We start from the raw sequence: 14,705 nt of genomic DNA on the forward strand, positions 1-14,705 counted from the left end.
GGCGTTCACACCTTGCGCCACTGGGGCGTCCAGGCCCCGTCCTCGACGACGTAGTCGCCGAACAGCGCCGGCGCCTCACGCCGCATCACCTCGGCGACCTTGCCGAACAGCAGGCGGATCTCCTCTTCGGCGCCGGGGGCCGTGCGGGCCTCGATCACGTGCCGCAGCGTGCGGACGTTCGCCGTCCAGACCAGGCCGGTCGCCACGCCCTCGGGCGCGAAGCGGCGCATGAAGCTCGTCTTGTGTTTCTTCTCCTTGAACGGGACGCCCTCGTCGTCGAGCCCGAAGTGCTCGGCCATCCAGCCCTGGAACTCCTCCATCTGGGACAGGAGCGCCGTGGCGCGCTTCATCAGCTCGTCGTCCTCGCGCGCCCACTCGGGGAACCAGAACGGGATGTCCTGCAGCCGCACGAACCGCAGCGACTCCTGGGAGATGGCCACACCCGGCCGGTGACGGGCCAGCTCGTGGGTCAGGACCCGGCTCACGTTGTGCAGCACGAAGGAGAAGCTGACGTGCTCCAGCACCGAGCCGTGCAGGCTGCGCAGGATGTTCTCCAGGTAGGCCGTCTGGTCGGTGCGGACCTTCGTGACGTTCGGGTTGAGCCCCGGCTCCCACGACCGGTAGCAGAGCCGGCCGGCGAACTCGGCGAGGTTCTGCGGGTCGTTCAGCTCCGTGTCGAGGTCGCCGCGGTCCAGCCGCTCGAGCCACGCCGTGCCGCCCACGTCGGCGAGGTAGCGGGCGACCTCGTCGTAGTCGAGCTCGGGACGGGCGACCAGGTGGACCTCGGGTTCGACACTCTTCATGAAACCCAAGCCTAGAACGGTCCACCGGCGGCGCGCCGGGCGACACCGGCAGGGGTGTAATGCGCATTCAGTACGGACATTCCTGGCAGGTATAAAGGGAGGAGTACCTGTCCTCAGGAGGGCCTGTGACGGAGAGCACGATCACCAGGACCGGCGCGTACCGACCACGGGCCATCAGCTTCCTCAAGGTTCATGAGGCGGCCGGCTGGCGGCTGAAGTTCTACGGCATCACGGTGAACGGGGGCCCGCTCCGGCCCGAGCTCGTCACGGTCGGCGAGGCCCTCGTGCCCTCGGTGCTGCCGCACCCGGCCGTGCACAACGGCGGCGGCGACCCGCACGACAGCGACCGGTACGGCGTCGGCTTCGTGATCCTCCACGACGCGAAGGACTACGCCTTCGCCCTGTTCGACTGGTGGGCCGGCGAGAACGAGATCCACCAGCGGGTGTACTCCGCCCTGCCGACGCGGCTCGGCGCGATGCGGCCGCATCCGACGCTCGCGATCGGCTGCGTGTGGGAGCTGGCCGTCACCGACTTCGAGCGGCGCGCCTGGCTCGAACACGTGCTCTCCCGGCCCGGCGGGCCCGACATCGAGGGCTACCTCGCCGCCCGGTTCCAGGGCGAAGTGTGAAGACGACCGTCGGAGCCTGCCCGCTCGACTGCCCGGACGCCTGCTCCTGGCTGGTGACCGTGGACGACGACGGCACGGCCGTGAAGCTGCGCGGCAACCCCGCCCATCCGGTGACGCGCGGCGCGCTGTGCGTGAAGGTCAACCGCTACCTCGAGCAGACCGCGGCCCCCGACCGGATCCTGCACCCGATGCGGCGCGTCGGCCGCAAGGGCGAGGGCCGGTTCGAGCGGATCGGCTGGGACGAGGCCCTCGACGAGATCGCCGGCCGGCTCGGCGACATCATGCACGAGTACGACGGCCAGGCGATCTGGCCGTTCCACGGCACCGGCTCGCTGGGGTACGTCCAGGGGATGGAAGGCTTCGCCGGCCGCCGGTTCTTCAACGTGCTCGGCGCCTCGGTGCACGAGCCCACCATCTGCTCGCCCGCGGGCAGCGCCGGCCTGAAGTACACCCTGGGCACCTCCGGCGGCATGGACCCGGAGGACTTCGCCCGGTCGAAACTGATCCTGCTCTGGGGCACCAACCCGCTGACCAGCGGTCACCACTTCTGGAAGTCCGTGCAGGACGCCCGCCTCGACGGGGCGTACGTCGTGGCCATCGACCCGGTGCGCACCCGCACCGCCCAGCAGGCCGACGAGCACCTGGCCCCAATGCCGGGCACCGACGCCGCGCTCGCCCTCGGCCTGCTGCACGTGATCGTGCGCATGGGCGCGCACGACCAGGCCTACATCGACGCGCACACGCTCGGCTGGGAGGAGTTCCGCGCCCGCATCGAGGAGTTCCCGCCCGACCTGGTCGCCAAGATCACCGGGCTGCCCGAGGAGCGGATCGTCGCGCTCGGCGAACGCATCGCGCGGACCCGGCCGACCGCGATCCGCGCGACGCAGGGCCTCCAGCGGCACGCCGGCGGCGGCATGGCGCTGCGCACGCTCGCCTGCCTGCCCGGCGTGACCGGCGACTGGGCGCTGCCGGGCGGCGGGCTGTGCTACTCCACGAGCGGCCACTTCAAGCTGAACCTGCCCAAGCTGGTGCGGATCGACCTGCTGCCGCACCCGGTGCGCAGCCTCACCATGACCCGGCTCGGCGAAGGGCTGCTCGAGGTGGACGATCCGCCGGTGAAGGCGCTCTTCGTCATCGCGGCCAACCCGGTCGGCAGCAACCCCGCCCAGAACAAGGTACGGCGCGGGCTGTCCCGCGAGGACCTGTTCACCGTGGTCCTGGAGCACTTCCCCACCGACACCACCGACTACGCCGACATCGTGCTGCCGGCCACGATGCAGACCGAGCACCTCGACGTCATCGCCGGGTACGGGCATCTCTACCTGGTCTGGAACGAGCCCGCCGCCGCCCCGCCCGGCGAGTGCCTGTCCACCTCCGAGACGTTCCGGCGGCTCGCCCGGCGCATGGGCCTGACCGAGCCGAGCCTGTACGCCTCCGACGAGGAGCTCGTACGGGACCTGCTCGACTCGCCGCACCCCTGGCTGGAGGGCGTCACCGTGGAGCGGCTGCGGGAGGAGGGGTTCGTCCGGCTGAACGTCGACCGGCCCTTCCTGCCGTTCGCCGAGGGCTTCCCGACGTCCTCGGGGCGGCTGGAGTTCTACTCCCGGCGCGCCACCCGCCTGGGGCTGGACCCGCTGCCCGCCTTCACGCCGCACGCCGACTCCGGCGAGGGCCTCGTGCTCATCTCCGCGGCGCCCCACCACTTCCTCAACACGACCTTCGGCAACAACCCCGAGCTGCGGCGGCGGGCCGGCGGGCCGGTGATCGTCCTGCATCCGGACGACGCCGCCGCGCGGGGCATCGCCGACGGCGTCGCGGTCCGCGTGCACAACGCGCGGGGCGCGTTCGAGGCCACGGCGGAGGTCTCGGACCGCGTACGCCCCGGCGTGGCGGCCACCACCAAGGGTCGATGGGCGAAATTCACCGGCGGTACCACGGTGAACGCGACGATCGACGAACGCGACTCGGACATGGGCCACGGCGCGGTCTTCCATGACAACCGTGTCGAGGTTGATCTTGCCTGATATTTCCTGATATCTCCGGTGGATCCTGCCCGCCGCGGCCTGCCACCGGCACACGTCATCGCTGAACCGATCAAGACAGGCGACGTACGGGTATTGGCCTGTACTGATCATCGGTCGATCGGAGCGTGATGACGACCCGCGAAGCGGTATGCACGGACCTGGGCGACGCCCTGCCTCTGTCTCCCGGCTACATCGAGACCTTCTACCGGCCCTTCGTCGAGGGCGGCGGGGTACGGTCGCTCGTCCGGTCGATCCTGGCGGACGAGAGCCGTCTCGCCTGGTGCGCCGCGAACGGCTACCGGCACCACAACGACTTCACCAAGGTGGTGCTCGCGGTCTCGCCCGCCGGACGAAAGCTCGTGTGGCACGAGTGGCGGCAGCGGCAGCCCTGGGTGGACGGCGACTACCACAACCATCGCTGGGACTTCGTGTCCTACCTCGCCGCCGGCGAGCTGGAGCTGTCGGAGTACGAGGAGGATCCGGACGGCCCGCTCGCCGTGAGCCACTACCGCTACGAGTCCCCCGGATCCCGCGCGGAGTACGTCCTGCGGCTGGCCGGCCCCGCCCGGCTGCGCGAGGTGCGGCGCAAGAAGGTCGCGGCCGGCGAGTACTACCACCAGCCGTACCCGATCGTGCACAACGCCGCGTCGATGGCACGGGGCACCAGCACGCTGATCGTGCAGGGCGAGGTGGCCGCCGCCGCGACCGACGTCTACCTGCCCGGAGCGGGCGAGGAGCGGCTGGACCGCGCCGCGCCGCGACTCTCACCCACGGACCTGCGGACGCTGCTGGAGGAGTTCCACGACCGCCTCGGCGGCGGGGAGGACCGGCCCGGGTGCGGTCTCTGAGAGACCGCACCCGGGCGGTCCGCACGGCTCACCGCCGTCCGGCGCGGCACATCTCCAGCACGTTGGTGATGATCCGGTGCCCGGTCTCGCCGGTGGCGGTGAGGATCGACTCGGGGTGGAACTGCACCGCCCAGCGCCGGCGGGCCGGGTCCTCGATCGCCATGACGACGTCGTCCAGCGTCGCCGTGACCTCGAATGCCGCTCCGACCTGCTCCCGCGTCGTGTGCAGCGAGTGGTAGCGCGCCGCGGTGAACTCCGCGGGCAGGCCGGCGAACAGGCGGCCGCCGTCCACCGCGACGCGGCCGGGCTTGCCGTGCGCGGGCTCGGGCAGCAGGGAGAGCTCGCCCCCGGCGTGCTCGACCATGCCCTGCAGGCCGAGGCACACGCCGAAGACCGGCAGGTCGCGGGCGTAGACGGCGTCGAGCAGGCCGGCCGTGTCGAAGTCCGCGGGCCGGCCGGGGCCCGGCGAGAGCACGACGAGGTCCGGCCGGATCTCGTCCAGCATCTTGTCGGGGAAGCCGAACCGCAGCGTCGTCACGTCGGCGCCCTGCTGGCGGAAGTAGTCGGCCAGGGTGTTGACGAAGGAGTCCTGGTGGTCCACGAGCAGCACCCGCAGGCCCTCGCCCGCCTGGGCGCGCCCGGCCTTCGCCTCCCCCTCGGCGTCCTCCACCGGGGACAGAGCGGCGATCAGGGCACGCGCCTTGAGGTAGGTCTCGCGCTCCTCCGCGTCGGGGTCGGAGTCGTACAGCAGGGTGGCCCCGGCGCGCACGGCCGCGACGCCGTCACGGATCTGCGCGGTACGCAGCGTCAGGCCGGTGTTCATCGAGCCGTCGAACCCGATGCAGCCGACCGCGCCGCCGTACCAGCGCCGCGGCGTCTCCTCGTGGTCCTCGATGAACTGCATCGCCCAGGTCTTGGGCGCGCCGGTCACCGTGACCGCCCACATGTGCGTCAGGAACGCGTCGAGCGCGTCGTACCCGGGCCGCAGCCGCCCCTCGATGTGGTCGACGGTGTGGATCAGCCGGGAGTACATCTCGATCTGCCGGCGGCCGATCACCTTGACGCTGCCGGGCACGCAGACCCGCGACTTGTCGTTGCGGTCGACGTCGGTGCACATCGTCAGCTCCGACTCGTCCTTGGCGGAGTTGAGCAGTTCACGGATGTTGTCGGCGTCTTCCAGCGGGTCGCCGCCGCGCCGGATGGTGCCGGAGATCGGGCACGTCTCGACCCGGTCGCCGGTGACGCGCACGAACATCTCCGGCGAGGCACCGACGAGGAACTCGCCCTCGCCCAGGTTGAAGAAGAACTCGTACGGCGCCGGGTTGGTGACCCGCAGCCGCTCGAAGAACGCCGCCGGCGACGGGCACGGGCCGTACATGACGTGGCCGGGCACGACCTCGAACAGGTCGCCGCGGACGAACTTCTCCTTGGCCGCGCGCACCACCTCGGCGTACGCGCCGGGCTCGGGCTGCGGCGGGAGCTCACGCGGCCGCGGCGCCGGCGTGGACTCGGTCCGCCGCGGCAGGCCCCGGGTGCTGACGCCGCCGACCTCGAAGTCGTAGGACATCCGCGCCGAGGTCTCGCGCTTGCGGTCCACCACGATCATCTCGTCGGCGAGGTGGAGGACGAGGTCGCGCTGGTCGGCCGGGCGCTCGATGGCGAGGCGGATCGGCTCGAACTGGAACGCCAGGTCGTAGCCGAACGCGCCGTACAGGCCGAGGTGCGGGTCGGGCCCGGCGAACAGGTCGCAGACGGCGCGCAGCGCGGTGAAGACCGTGGGCCGGCGGCTGCGCTCCTCCTCGGCGACGACCTCGTCGGAGGAGGGGACGAAGACCTCGACGCCGCCGGGGACCTCGGCGGGCTCGCCGGTCCTGGCCACGGCCGACGAGACGGCGGGGAGCAGGACCTCCCCGCGCTCGTTGAGGGCCCGTACGGTCAGGCGGCGTCCGCGCGCGACGATCTCCAGGCAGGGGTCGACGTAGGCCATGTGCCAGCGGCTGTACCGGCCGGGGTACTCCATGCCGGAGCTGAGCACGCCGCCCCGGCGGGTGCCCACCGCCTCGACCAGCGCGTCCAGCGCGTCGCTCTTACGCGCCGGGTCAACGGGCGTGTCGGTACGGACGACCCGTAGGCCGCCCGCCGTCGTATAGTCCGTCGTCGTCTCCACGATCGGCCCTTCGATCATTCAGGCCCTCGTCGGCGGAAACGAGAAACGACCGCCGGACGAGGGCGGTCGCTGCGGTGTCCGAGAACGCGAAACCCGCGCCGCCTAGCGGCGCCACCACCACTGCTGCCTGGCCGGGGTTCGCATGGCACGAGATTACCCCGTGAGCGGGGCGGCGCGCCAGCCGGTCCGCTCCGTGAGCACGGACAACGGCCCAGATGAGGGGACGAAACGTCCAAAGAGACGCGTAGCCGAGACCGAACCGAGACCCGTCCTTCCTTAAATCTTCTGCGGACGATTCGGCCGCCCGGAAGGTACCCCGGCGCGGCTCCCCATTGACGTACGCGAGGAGGACCGTTGGCCGACGCAGAGCCCGGACCACGCCGGAGTGACCGCAGTCCCTGGAACTGGCTGCTCATCCTCCCGGTCGTCGTTCCCCTGTTGACGTTCCTCTTCAACAAGGACAAGCCGCGACTGGCCGGTTTTCCGTTCTTCTACTGGATGCAGTTCGCGTTCATCGTCCTCGGCGTCGGCTGCACGACGATCGTCTACCTCATGACGCGACGCCCGTCGGGCGGCGCGGACGTCTCCGCGTCCTCCGCGTCCTCCGCGGCCGAGACGAAGGAGGACTGACCGATGTCCGGCAGGCACACCACCGAACTCGTCATCTTCATCGTCCTCTTCCTGATCGTCAGCGCGATGGGCTTCGTCGCCGCCCGCTGGCGGCGGCCCACCACCATGCAGAGCCTGGACGAGTGGGGCCTGGGCGGCCGCAGCTTCGGCTCGTGGATCACCTGGTTCCTCGTCGGCGGCGACCTGTACACCGCCTACACCTTCGTCGCGGTGCCCGCGCTGGTGTTCGGCGCCGGCGCGGCCGGCTTCTACGCCGTGCCGTACACGATCGTCGTGTACCCGCTGGTGTTCCTCGTGCTGATCCGGCTCTGGTCGGTCTCGCACGTCCACGGCTTCGTCACGCCGGCCGACTTCGTACGGGCCCGGTTCGGGTCCTCGACGCTCGCGCTGCTCGTCGCGATCACCGGCATCGTCGCGACCATGCCCTACATCGCCCTGCAGCTTGTCGGCATCCAGGCGACGCTGGAGGCGATGGGCGTGAAGGGCCACTGGCCGCTGATCATCGCGTTCGCCATCCTCGCGGCGTACACCTACCAGTCGGGCCTGCGAGCGCCGGCGCTGATCGCGTTCGTCAAGGACCTGCTGATCTACGTCGTGATCCTCGTGGCGATCTTCTACATCCCGCACAAGCTGGGCGGCTGGAGCCACATCTTCGGCGCGGCGCAGGCCAAGTTCGACAAGACGCCCGCCCCGACGGACGGGACCCTGCTGAACCACAACAACCAGCTGAACTACGCCATGCTGGCGCTCGGCTCCGCCCTCGCGCTGTTCCTGTACCCGCACAGCGTCACCGGCGTGCTGGCCAGCAAGAACCGCAACGTCATCAAGCGGAACATGGCGGCCCTGCCGGCGTACAGCTTCCTGCTCGGCCTGATCGCGCTGCTCGGCTTCATGGCGATCGCCGGCGGCATCAAGCCGGTCGCCGGGGGCAACGGCAAGCCGGACGGCAACACGGTGGTGCCGCTGCTGTTCGACCACGTCTTCCCGAGCTGGTTCACCGGCGTGGCGTACGCCGCGATCGGCATCGGCGCGCTGGTGCCCGCCGCGATCATGTCGATCGCCGCGGCGAACCTGTTCACGCGCAACATCTACAAGGAGTACTTCCGGCGGGACGCGACCCCGTCGGAGGAGGCCACGGTCAGCAAGCTCGCCTCCCTCGTCGTCAAGATCGGCGCGGTGCTGGCCATCCTGCTGCTGGACCCGCAGTTCTCCATCGACCTGCAGCTGATCGGCGGCGTCATCATCCTGCAGACCCTGCCCTCGGTCGCGCTCGGCCTGGTCACCCGCTGGTTCCACCGCGGCGGCCTGATCGCGGGCTGGGTGGCCGGCATGGCGGCGGGCATGTGGATGCTCTACCGCATCCCCAACCCGGCCACCAAGAAGCTGCACTTCGGCGGCTCGGCCTACCCGCTGAGCGACATCGGCATCGACACCAAGATGACGGTGTACGTCGGCGCGATCGCCCTGGCGATCAACCTGATCGTCGCGGTGCTGGCGACGGTGCTGCTGCGGGCCCTGCGCACCGCCGACGGCGTCGACATCACCCGCGCCGACGACTACGTCGCCGACAAGGGCGACCCGAAGGTCGTCCAGGGAACCCGCGAGGTCGAGGAGGGCCTCGCCACCTGAGCGGACAGCGGCGGCCCGGCGATCTCCCGCCGGGCCGCCGCTTCGACGACGGCCGGGGTCAGGGGCGGCCGGGGGCCGGGAAGCCGTCGAGGAGCAGGTCCACGATGCCGTCCACGACGGTGGCGCGGGGGACGGTCGCGTGCTCCAGCCACCACTCTCCGGCGGCCTGGACCATTCCCACCACGGCGTGGCCCCAGATGTGGCCGCGGACCGGGTCGCGCAGGCGGCCCTCGGCGAGCAGCATCTCGGCGAGTTCGCCGCCCAGGCCGCGGATGAGCGTGCCCATCACGCTGTGCGTCGCGGTGTCCTCCGCGCCGGCGCGGTGGACGAGGAAGCCGTACAGGTGACGGTTGGCGGCGATGGTCGCGAGGTAGGTGTCGATCGCCGCCCGCGCCCGCTCGCGGAGTTCGCCCGGGGCGCGGAACGCGGTGCGCACGGCGTCGATCAGGACGCGGACATGGCGCTCGGCGAGGGCCTGGTAGAGCCCGCTCTTGTCGCCGAAGTGGCGGTACAGGATCGGCTTGCTGATGCCCGCCTCGGCCGCGATCGAGGCCATGGACACGTCGGGTCCCTCGCGGAGGATGATGCGGTCGGCGGCGTCGAGCAGGGCCCGGCGGCGGCGTGGGTCACGCCCGGTCAGCGGCCTCGCCCCGGTCTTCGTCTCCATCTCGCCTCCCCGGCCGCCGTCCATCCGACGAGCGTAACCACCGCGGCGCGGCCGCTCGCCGCGGGACCGGTGTGACGCCGGCCGCATCCACGCGGCCCGGGCGGGGAACGTCACCGTACGCGCCGGAGGAGCACCCCGGCATCAAGGTTCGCTGGATCACGAGTCCCGTAGGGGCGTAATGCATGTCACTCCTTGCGAGACGCCTCTCGGATCGCGTCAGCGACGTCCAGGAGAGCGCAAGGTGACCACAGCGAGGCCTCGCGCGATCGCTTTCGCCGTCCAGCGACGTATGACACGGCGTACCCACAGGTCGATCAGGAGCGGCCGGGGACGGCCACAATGAGCCTCGGACGACAGTGATCTCCGACCATGCGCCGCCAGGCCCCATAGAGACCCTCCTCGCAAGCCGGAAGCATGGATCTACGGGCAGATCCCGATGGCGACACTTCTCGTGAAAGGCTCCTGGTCATACCAACCGCTGACGACATAGCCCGCGCTCCCTTCGACTCATCACTACGAGTTCCTTAGCGAAACGGCTTGAGACCGGAACTACCGATGATGGGTACCAAGTCACGCTCGCCATGCCGCTGTTCGTTGCTCTCGCGCGTCGCTTGGCGGGCGATCCGGTCTTTCACGAACTGCGGCACCTGCTTCCGCGCCTTCGCCATGCCGGCATCGTGCGCCTCCGCCGCGGCCCGGCACAGGTCCACGTCAGGCCAGGAACGGCCAGATGCCCCCGCCGCCGGCATCAGCCCGCCGAGGATGCGCTCATGGCAATGACCGAAGCCCTCGCCAGCACCGGCGCCCAAACCATCCCTGTCTTCGCACTAGTGTCCTGCGCCTGAAATTCGTTGCAGATATCGGGCGAGGGAGTCGAGGATCTCTTCGGCGGTCTTGGGACTGTCCGGATCTTTGTGGGCGGGCCGGTGATCACTTCTTCTAGTGGAGGGTGATGCGGTCGCCGTAGTAGAGCGACAGTGCGTTCAGCGCTGCCTTCCACCCCGGTGTCTTGCCGGTCACGTTAGCCCGATTTTTCTGCGGGCTGCGGATGACCAGGTAGAGCACCTTGAGTGCGGATTGGTCGGTCGGGAAGTGCCCGCGCCGGCGGGTGGCCTGGCGGAACCGGGCGTTCAGGCTCTCGATGGCGTTGGTGGTGTAGATGACCTTGCGGATTTCGGGCGGGAAGGCCAGGAACGGGGTGAACTGTTCCCAGGCCGAGCGCCACAGGCGGATGATCGCGGGATACCTGGCGCCCCACGTCTGTTCGAAGTCGGCGAAGCGTGCCTCGGCGGCATCGACGGTGGGAGCGGTGTAGATCTCGCGCAGGTGCTTGGTGATCTGGCTCCAGTGGCCTTTGGCGGCATAACGCAGCGACGAGCGCACCAGGTGAACCACGCATTGTTGGACGGTGGCCTGGGGCCAGATCTGGTTGATCGCCTCCGGCAGGCCTTTGAGGCCGTCGCAGCAGGCGATGCACACATCGCCCACGCCGCGGTTCTTCAGCTCGGCCAGCACATTCATCCAGTGCTTGGCGCCTTCCCCTCCGGTGCCCACCCACAGGCCGAGCACGTCGCGTTCACCGTGGCAGTTGATGCCCACGGCGACGTAGATCGGGCGGTTGGTCACCTGGCCATCGCGGATCTTCACGTGGATCGCGTCGATGAGCACGACCGGGTAGACGGCGTCGAGGGGGCGGGATTGCCAGGTCGCCAGTTCCTCGGTGACCCGGTCGGTCACCCGGGAGATCAGGTCACGCGAGACATCCACGTCATAGATCTCCGCCAGATGGGCGCGGATCTCTCCGGTGGTCAGGCCCTTGGCATAAAGACTGACGATGGCTTCGTCGAAGCCTTCGATGCGGCGGGCGTGCTTGGGCACGATCTTGGGTTCGAACTCACCGGCCCGGTCACGCGGGACCTGCAACGGAACGGCACCGACCTCGGTCAGGACCCTCTTGGGCGAGCGGCCATTGCGATGATTCCCGCCCGGCTGAGCCGGGCGTTCGCCCTTTTCATAGCCGAGATGTTCGGTCATCTCCGCGTCCAGGGCGGCCTGCAGCACCGTCTTGGTGATCCCGGCCAGCAACCCGTCCGGGCCGACCAGCGACACTCCCTGGGCCTTGGCCCGCTCGATCAGCTCGGCGGCCAACTGGACATCCAACCCAGCAGCCGCCGGTGCCTGCCCGATCGTTTCTTCAGCGTCGGTCACAGTGATCCTTCCCGGCCAGAGCGTCAGCTCCAGCCTGCCGGATCACCAGCCCGCCCACGATCTTTCAGACAGTCCGGCTGCCAGAGACACTGAGCAAGCCCGGAGAGGAAAGTCGAGATTAGAGAATCTCAGCTCGAGCCCGCCGTACATCTTGGCCAGCCTGAGCGGCGAAGCCGGTCACGCAGGCTGACCGCGTCGTCTGGGTGTCTCTCCCCCCGCACTACGTTCGGCATCGTGGTCCGTGACGGGCGTGTGGTGGGCGGGATGCCCTAGGCGCGGGGACGCGGTCTGCGGCTGGTGGGGATGGACGAGCGGGCGGCCGCGGAGAGACTGAGGCGGTTGGGCGCGAAGTTCGTGGCGCTCCCATAACCGTGCGCCGACCCGGTCGTTTCGACTGTTAGAGGGGGATGGCGGTCATGGTCGAACTCGTGTTATGCGAGAAGGGCAAGGACCCTGATCTCATGTTCGGGCAGCGGTCGGTGTGACGAGGTCGGGGTGCACAAGCCGGTGGTGTTTCCCGTGTTGGCTGCGGGTCCAGTACCGCTAGTGGACACTGACGCGGGCGGTAGTAGAAGGTCGAGCCATGGACGTAGATGGGATCACGGTCGGCGCCGTCACTGAGGTTCTTCTCGCCAGCGGTTGGCATGAGGTCGAGGAAGGCACGTTCCGGGTCGTGTCGACGACGGCCCCTTGGCTAGACAACATCGAACCTGCTATCCCGCAAGGCGGCGAGGTGGCGATGTTCTCGTTCCAGGACGGCTCCCGCGAGGTGGGTGCCGCTCCGGTGATCGTGAAGGGTCCGCTCTCGTCGGTGCTGGCGGTGAAGGAAGTCTTCGACTGAGGGCCGTGAGGTCTTCCGGTTCCTAGAGGTTTACAGGACAGCGTGAAGAGGCCCGACCCGCGGCCGTCGCGAAGGGTGTTTCTCCGGTCCGGCGTGGTGAGAACAACCTTTAGGATCGGGCGGCGGCCGGCCGGAACAAAACGCTCCGGACGCCCGTCTCACTTCGTACGGCGGCCAGAGCCCACCTGCCGGCGACATGTTCGGCGGCTCGGGGGCGGTCGCGCCGGCCGTGGCCGGTCCGCTCCGGTGACGCGGCCCGGCTCCCGTTCCCCAGCACCCGACACCCGGAGGATGTTCCGTATGGCCACGCCGCGCCTTCCCCGCTCCCGCGTCCTGGGAAGGTGCCTGGCGGCCGTGGCCGTCATCATCGCCGTCTGGGTGACGACGCTGGGCGCGTCCCGCGTCGACCTGTACGCCCGGCCCGGCGCGCTGCCCGCCATCTCGGTGTCCACGCTCGCCGCGCGGTACAAGGCGAACCGGCGCGCCGTCGGACAGGCGCTGAGGACGGCGCGACGCATCCAGGACGGTGAGCGGGCCCGGTCGCTGAGCCGTCTCCTGACGCCCGGCCGGCAGTTCCTGTCCTTCGACCCCCGCGGCACCGGGCAGGCCGTGGAGGTCGTCGGCGATCTGGCACACGCCCGGCGAGTGGCGATCTTCGTGCCCGGCGCCGACACCACGCTGTCCACGTTCGACACGCGCGGAGACCGGCCGTACTCCACGCCCGGGGGCGGCGCGCGCGCCCTGCTCACCGAGGCGACGGCGCTCGACCCGCATCCGGGCCTGGCGGTCGTCGCCTGGCTCGGTTACAGCCCGCCGAAGGTGACGAGCGCCGGCGTCATGACCGACGTGCGCGCCGACGCCGGCGCCCCGCGGCTGCGGCGGCTGGTCCGCGCCCTGCACCGGCTCAATCCCCGGGCCGGCACGACGCTGCTGTGCCACAGCTACGGCTCGGTGGTGTGCGGCGAGGCCCTGCGGGGCCTGCCCGTGACCGACGTCGCGGCGTTCGGCAGCCCGGGGATGCGGGCGGCGACCGTGGCCGCGCTCGGCACGCGCGCGCACGTCTGGGCCGCGCGCGGGTCGGGCGACTGGATGCAGTTCGTGCCGCACGTCCATGTGCTCGGGCTCGGCTTCGGCACCGACCCGGTCTCCCCGGGTTTCGGCGCCCGCGTGTTCGCGGCCGGCTCCGGAGGGCACAGCGACTATCTGCGGCCCGGTTCGCCGTCATTGCGGAACCTGGCGCTCATCGCCCTCGGACGCGGTCCGCAGGTCACACTCGCGTAAGTAACCGTCAGTTATCTGACACGTACCGTTCATATTTGTCAATGGCGAAACCATCCATAAATCGGCCGATTTCGGCTTCTCCCCAAAGGGCGGAAACGGTGCTTGAGTAAGGCGAGCGTCAGTCCCGCCTTGGAGAGCCGATGAAATTCCCCCGCCTCGTCGCCTCGACCGCCTGCGCCGTGTCCCTCGCGGCCGCCGCCGTCACCGCCGCCACCTCGCCGGCGTTCGCGTCGTCCACCAACTACGTCGCCCTCGGCGACTCCTACTCCTCCGGCACCGGCACCGGGTCCTACGACCTGGACAGCGGCTGCCAGCGCAGCAGCAAGGCCTACGCCGCCCTGTGGGCGTCCTCACACTCCCCCGCGTCGTTCAAGTTCGTCGCCTGTTCCGGCGCCAAGACCGGCGACGTGCTGAACAACCAGATCAGCGCCCTGAGCTCCAGCACGACGCTCGCGAGCATCTCGATCGGCGGCAATGACGCGGGCTTCGCCAGCACCATGCAGACGTGCGTTCTGGGCAGCGACCAGGACTGCCTGAACGCCGTCGCCTCCGCCGAGAGCTACGCGAGGAACACGCTGCCGGGCAACCTCAACAACCTGTTCAGCACGATGCGGAACCGCGCTCCCTCCGCGCGCTTCGTCGTGCTCGACTACCCGCACCTGTACACCAGCAACGACACGTTCTGTGTCGGGCTGAGCCACACCAAGCACGTGGCGCTCAACCAGGCCGCCGACGTGCTCGACGGCGTGATCGGCACCGCGACCTCGAATGCCGGGTTCACCTTCGCCGACGTACGCGGTCAGTTCTCCGGGCACGAGCTGTGCTCCGGCGACGGCTGGCTGCACGCCGTCGACTTCACCGACATCAGCGACTCCTACCACCCGACGGCCACCGGTCACGCGTCCGGCTACCTGCCGGTATTCACCTCCGGGGCCGGCTCCGCGCTGGCCAAGTCGCACGCGAAGGACAGCTGACGCC

Annotated in this window: 13 protein-coding genes; 8 read left to right on the forward strand and 5 right to left on the reverse strand. The window is 70.0% G+C overall.

The features are described from left to right. Positions 1 to 5: 5 nt before the first annotated feature. Positions 6 to 803, reverse strand: coding sequence for an FAD-dependent thymidylate synthase (gene thyX / locus ACQEV1_RS28680; protein WP_285578434.1), 798 nt, complete (start codon positions 801 to 803; stop codon positions 6 to 8). Between the two features lie 125 nt (positions 804 to 928). On the opposite strand from thyX, the gene ACQEV1_RS28685 reads away from it, so the two are divergent. From ACQEV1_RS28685 to ACQEV1_RS28695, 3 genes are all read left to right on the forward strand, one after another. Beyond that, entirely contained in the window at positions 929 to 1,432 is a 504-nt protein-coding gene (locus ACQEV1_RS28685) for a hypothetical protein (RefSeq protein WP_285634387.1), read from the forward strand. Then, a complete protein-coding gene (locus ACQEV1_RS28690; RefSeq protein WP_433397443.1) occupies positions 1,429 to 3,456 on the forward strand; it encodes a molybdopterin-containing oxidoreductase family protein in 2,028 nt (675 codons plus the stop codon). The genes ACQEV1_RS28685 and ACQEV1_RS28690 overlap by 4 nt, the downstream gene beginning before the upstream one ends. 128 nt (positions 3,457 to 3,584) lie before the next feature. Then, the gene (locus tag ACQEV1_RS28695; RefSeq protein ID WP_433397445.1) at positions 3,585 to 4,304 is read left to right on the forward strand and encodes a hypothetical protein; all 720 of its coding nucleotides are present in this window, start codon (positions 3,585 to 3,587) and stop codon (positions 4,302 to 4,304) included. Between the two features lie 28 nt (positions 4,305 to 4,332). Here ACQEV1_RS28695 and ACQEV1_RS28700 read toward each other — a convergent pair whose 3' ends face one another. Next, the gene (locus ACQEV1_RS28700; protein WP_433397447.1) at positions 4,333 to 6,489 is read right to left on the reverse strand and encodes an anthranilate synthase component I; all 2,157 of its coding nucleotides are present in this window, start codon (positions 6,487 to 6,489) and stop codon (positions 4,333 to 4,335) included. Between the two features lie 336 nt (positions 6,490 to 6,825). Between ACQEV1_RS28700 and ACQEV1_RS28705 the strand changes: the two genes are divergently transcribed. Continuing rightward, positions 6,826 to 7,101 carry a DUF3311 domain-containing protein gene (locus tag ACQEV1_RS28705; RefSeq protein WP_285634406.1) on the forward strand — a complete coding sequence of 92 codons (276 nt, stop codon included), beginning with the start codon at positions 6,826 to 6,828 and terminating at the stop codon, positions 7,099 to 7,101. A gap of 3 nt (positions 7,102 to 7,104) precedes the next feature. Then, positions 7,105 to 8,730 (forward strand): monocarboxylate uptake permease MctP, encoded by a 1,626-nt coding sequence (mctP, locus tag ACQEV1_RS28710; protein WP_433397449.1) that lies wholly within the window; start codon positions 7,105 to 7,107, stop codon positions 8,728 to 8,730. 58 nt (positions 8,731 to 8,788) lie between these two features. On the opposite strand, the gene ACQEV1_RS28715 is transcribed toward mctP, so the two are convergent. The 3 genes from ACQEV1_RS28715 to ACQEV1_RS28725 all read right to left on the reverse strand — a co-directional run bounded on the left by ACQEV1_RS28715 (position 8,789) and on the right by ACQEV1_RS28725 (position 11,557). Next, positions 8,789 to 9,397, reverse strand: a complete 609-nt coding sequence (locus ACQEV1_RS28715) for a TetR family transcriptional regulator (RefSeq protein ID WP_433397451.1) — start codon at positions 9,395 to 9,397, stop codon at positions 8,789 to 8,791. Positions 9,398 to 9,921: 524 nt separating this feature from the next. Beyond that, positions 9,922 to 10,206: a hypothetical protein gene (locus ACQEV1_RS28720; RefSeq protein WP_433397453.1), complete on the reverse strand. Its 285-nt coding sequence runs from the start codon at positions 10,204 to 10,206 to the stop codon at positions 9,922 to 9,924. Positions 10,207 to 10,336: 130 nt separating this feature from the next. After that, positions 10,337 to 11,557: an IS256 family transposase gene (locus ACQEV1_RS28725; protein WP_433405990.1), complete on the reverse strand. Its 1,221-nt coding sequence runs from the start codon at positions 11,555 to 11,557 to the stop codon at positions 10,337 to 10,339. Positions 11,558 to 12,188: 631 nt separating this feature from the next. On the opposite strand from ACQEV1_RS28725, the gene ACQEV1_RS28730 reads away from it, so the two are divergent. The 3 genes from ACQEV1_RS28730 (at position 12,189) to ACQEV1_RS28740 (ending at position 14,701) form a co-directional block, all read left to right on the forward strand. Continuing rightward, positions 12,189 to 12,446: a hypothetical protein gene (locus tag ACQEV1_RS28730; protein ID WP_285634413.1), complete on the forward strand. Its 258-nt coding sequence runs from the start codon at positions 12,189 to 12,191 to the stop codon at positions 12,444 to 12,446. A gap of 300 nt (positions 12,447 to 12,746) precedes the next feature. Further along, positions 12,747 to 13,727, forward strand: coding sequence for an alpha/beta hydrolase (locus ACQEV1_RS28735; RefSeq protein WP_285634415.1), 981 nt, complete (start codon positions 12,747 to 12,749; stop codon positions 13,725 to 13,727). 140 nt (positions 13,728 to 13,867) lie between these two features. Next, a complete protein-coding gene (locus tag ACQEV1_RS28740; protein ID WP_433397456.1) occupies positions 13,868 to 14,701 on the forward strand; it encodes an SGNH/GDSL hydrolase family protein in 834 nt (277 codons plus the stop codon). Positions 14,702 to 14,705: the final 4 nt, after the last annotated feature.

The sequence above is a fragment of the Actinoallomurus sp. CA-142502 genome (assembly GCF_050936355.1).
Taxonomy (GTDB): Bacteria; Actinomycetota; Actinomycetes; order Streptosporangiales; family Streptosporangiaceae; genus Actinoallomurus; species Actinoallomurus iriomotensis.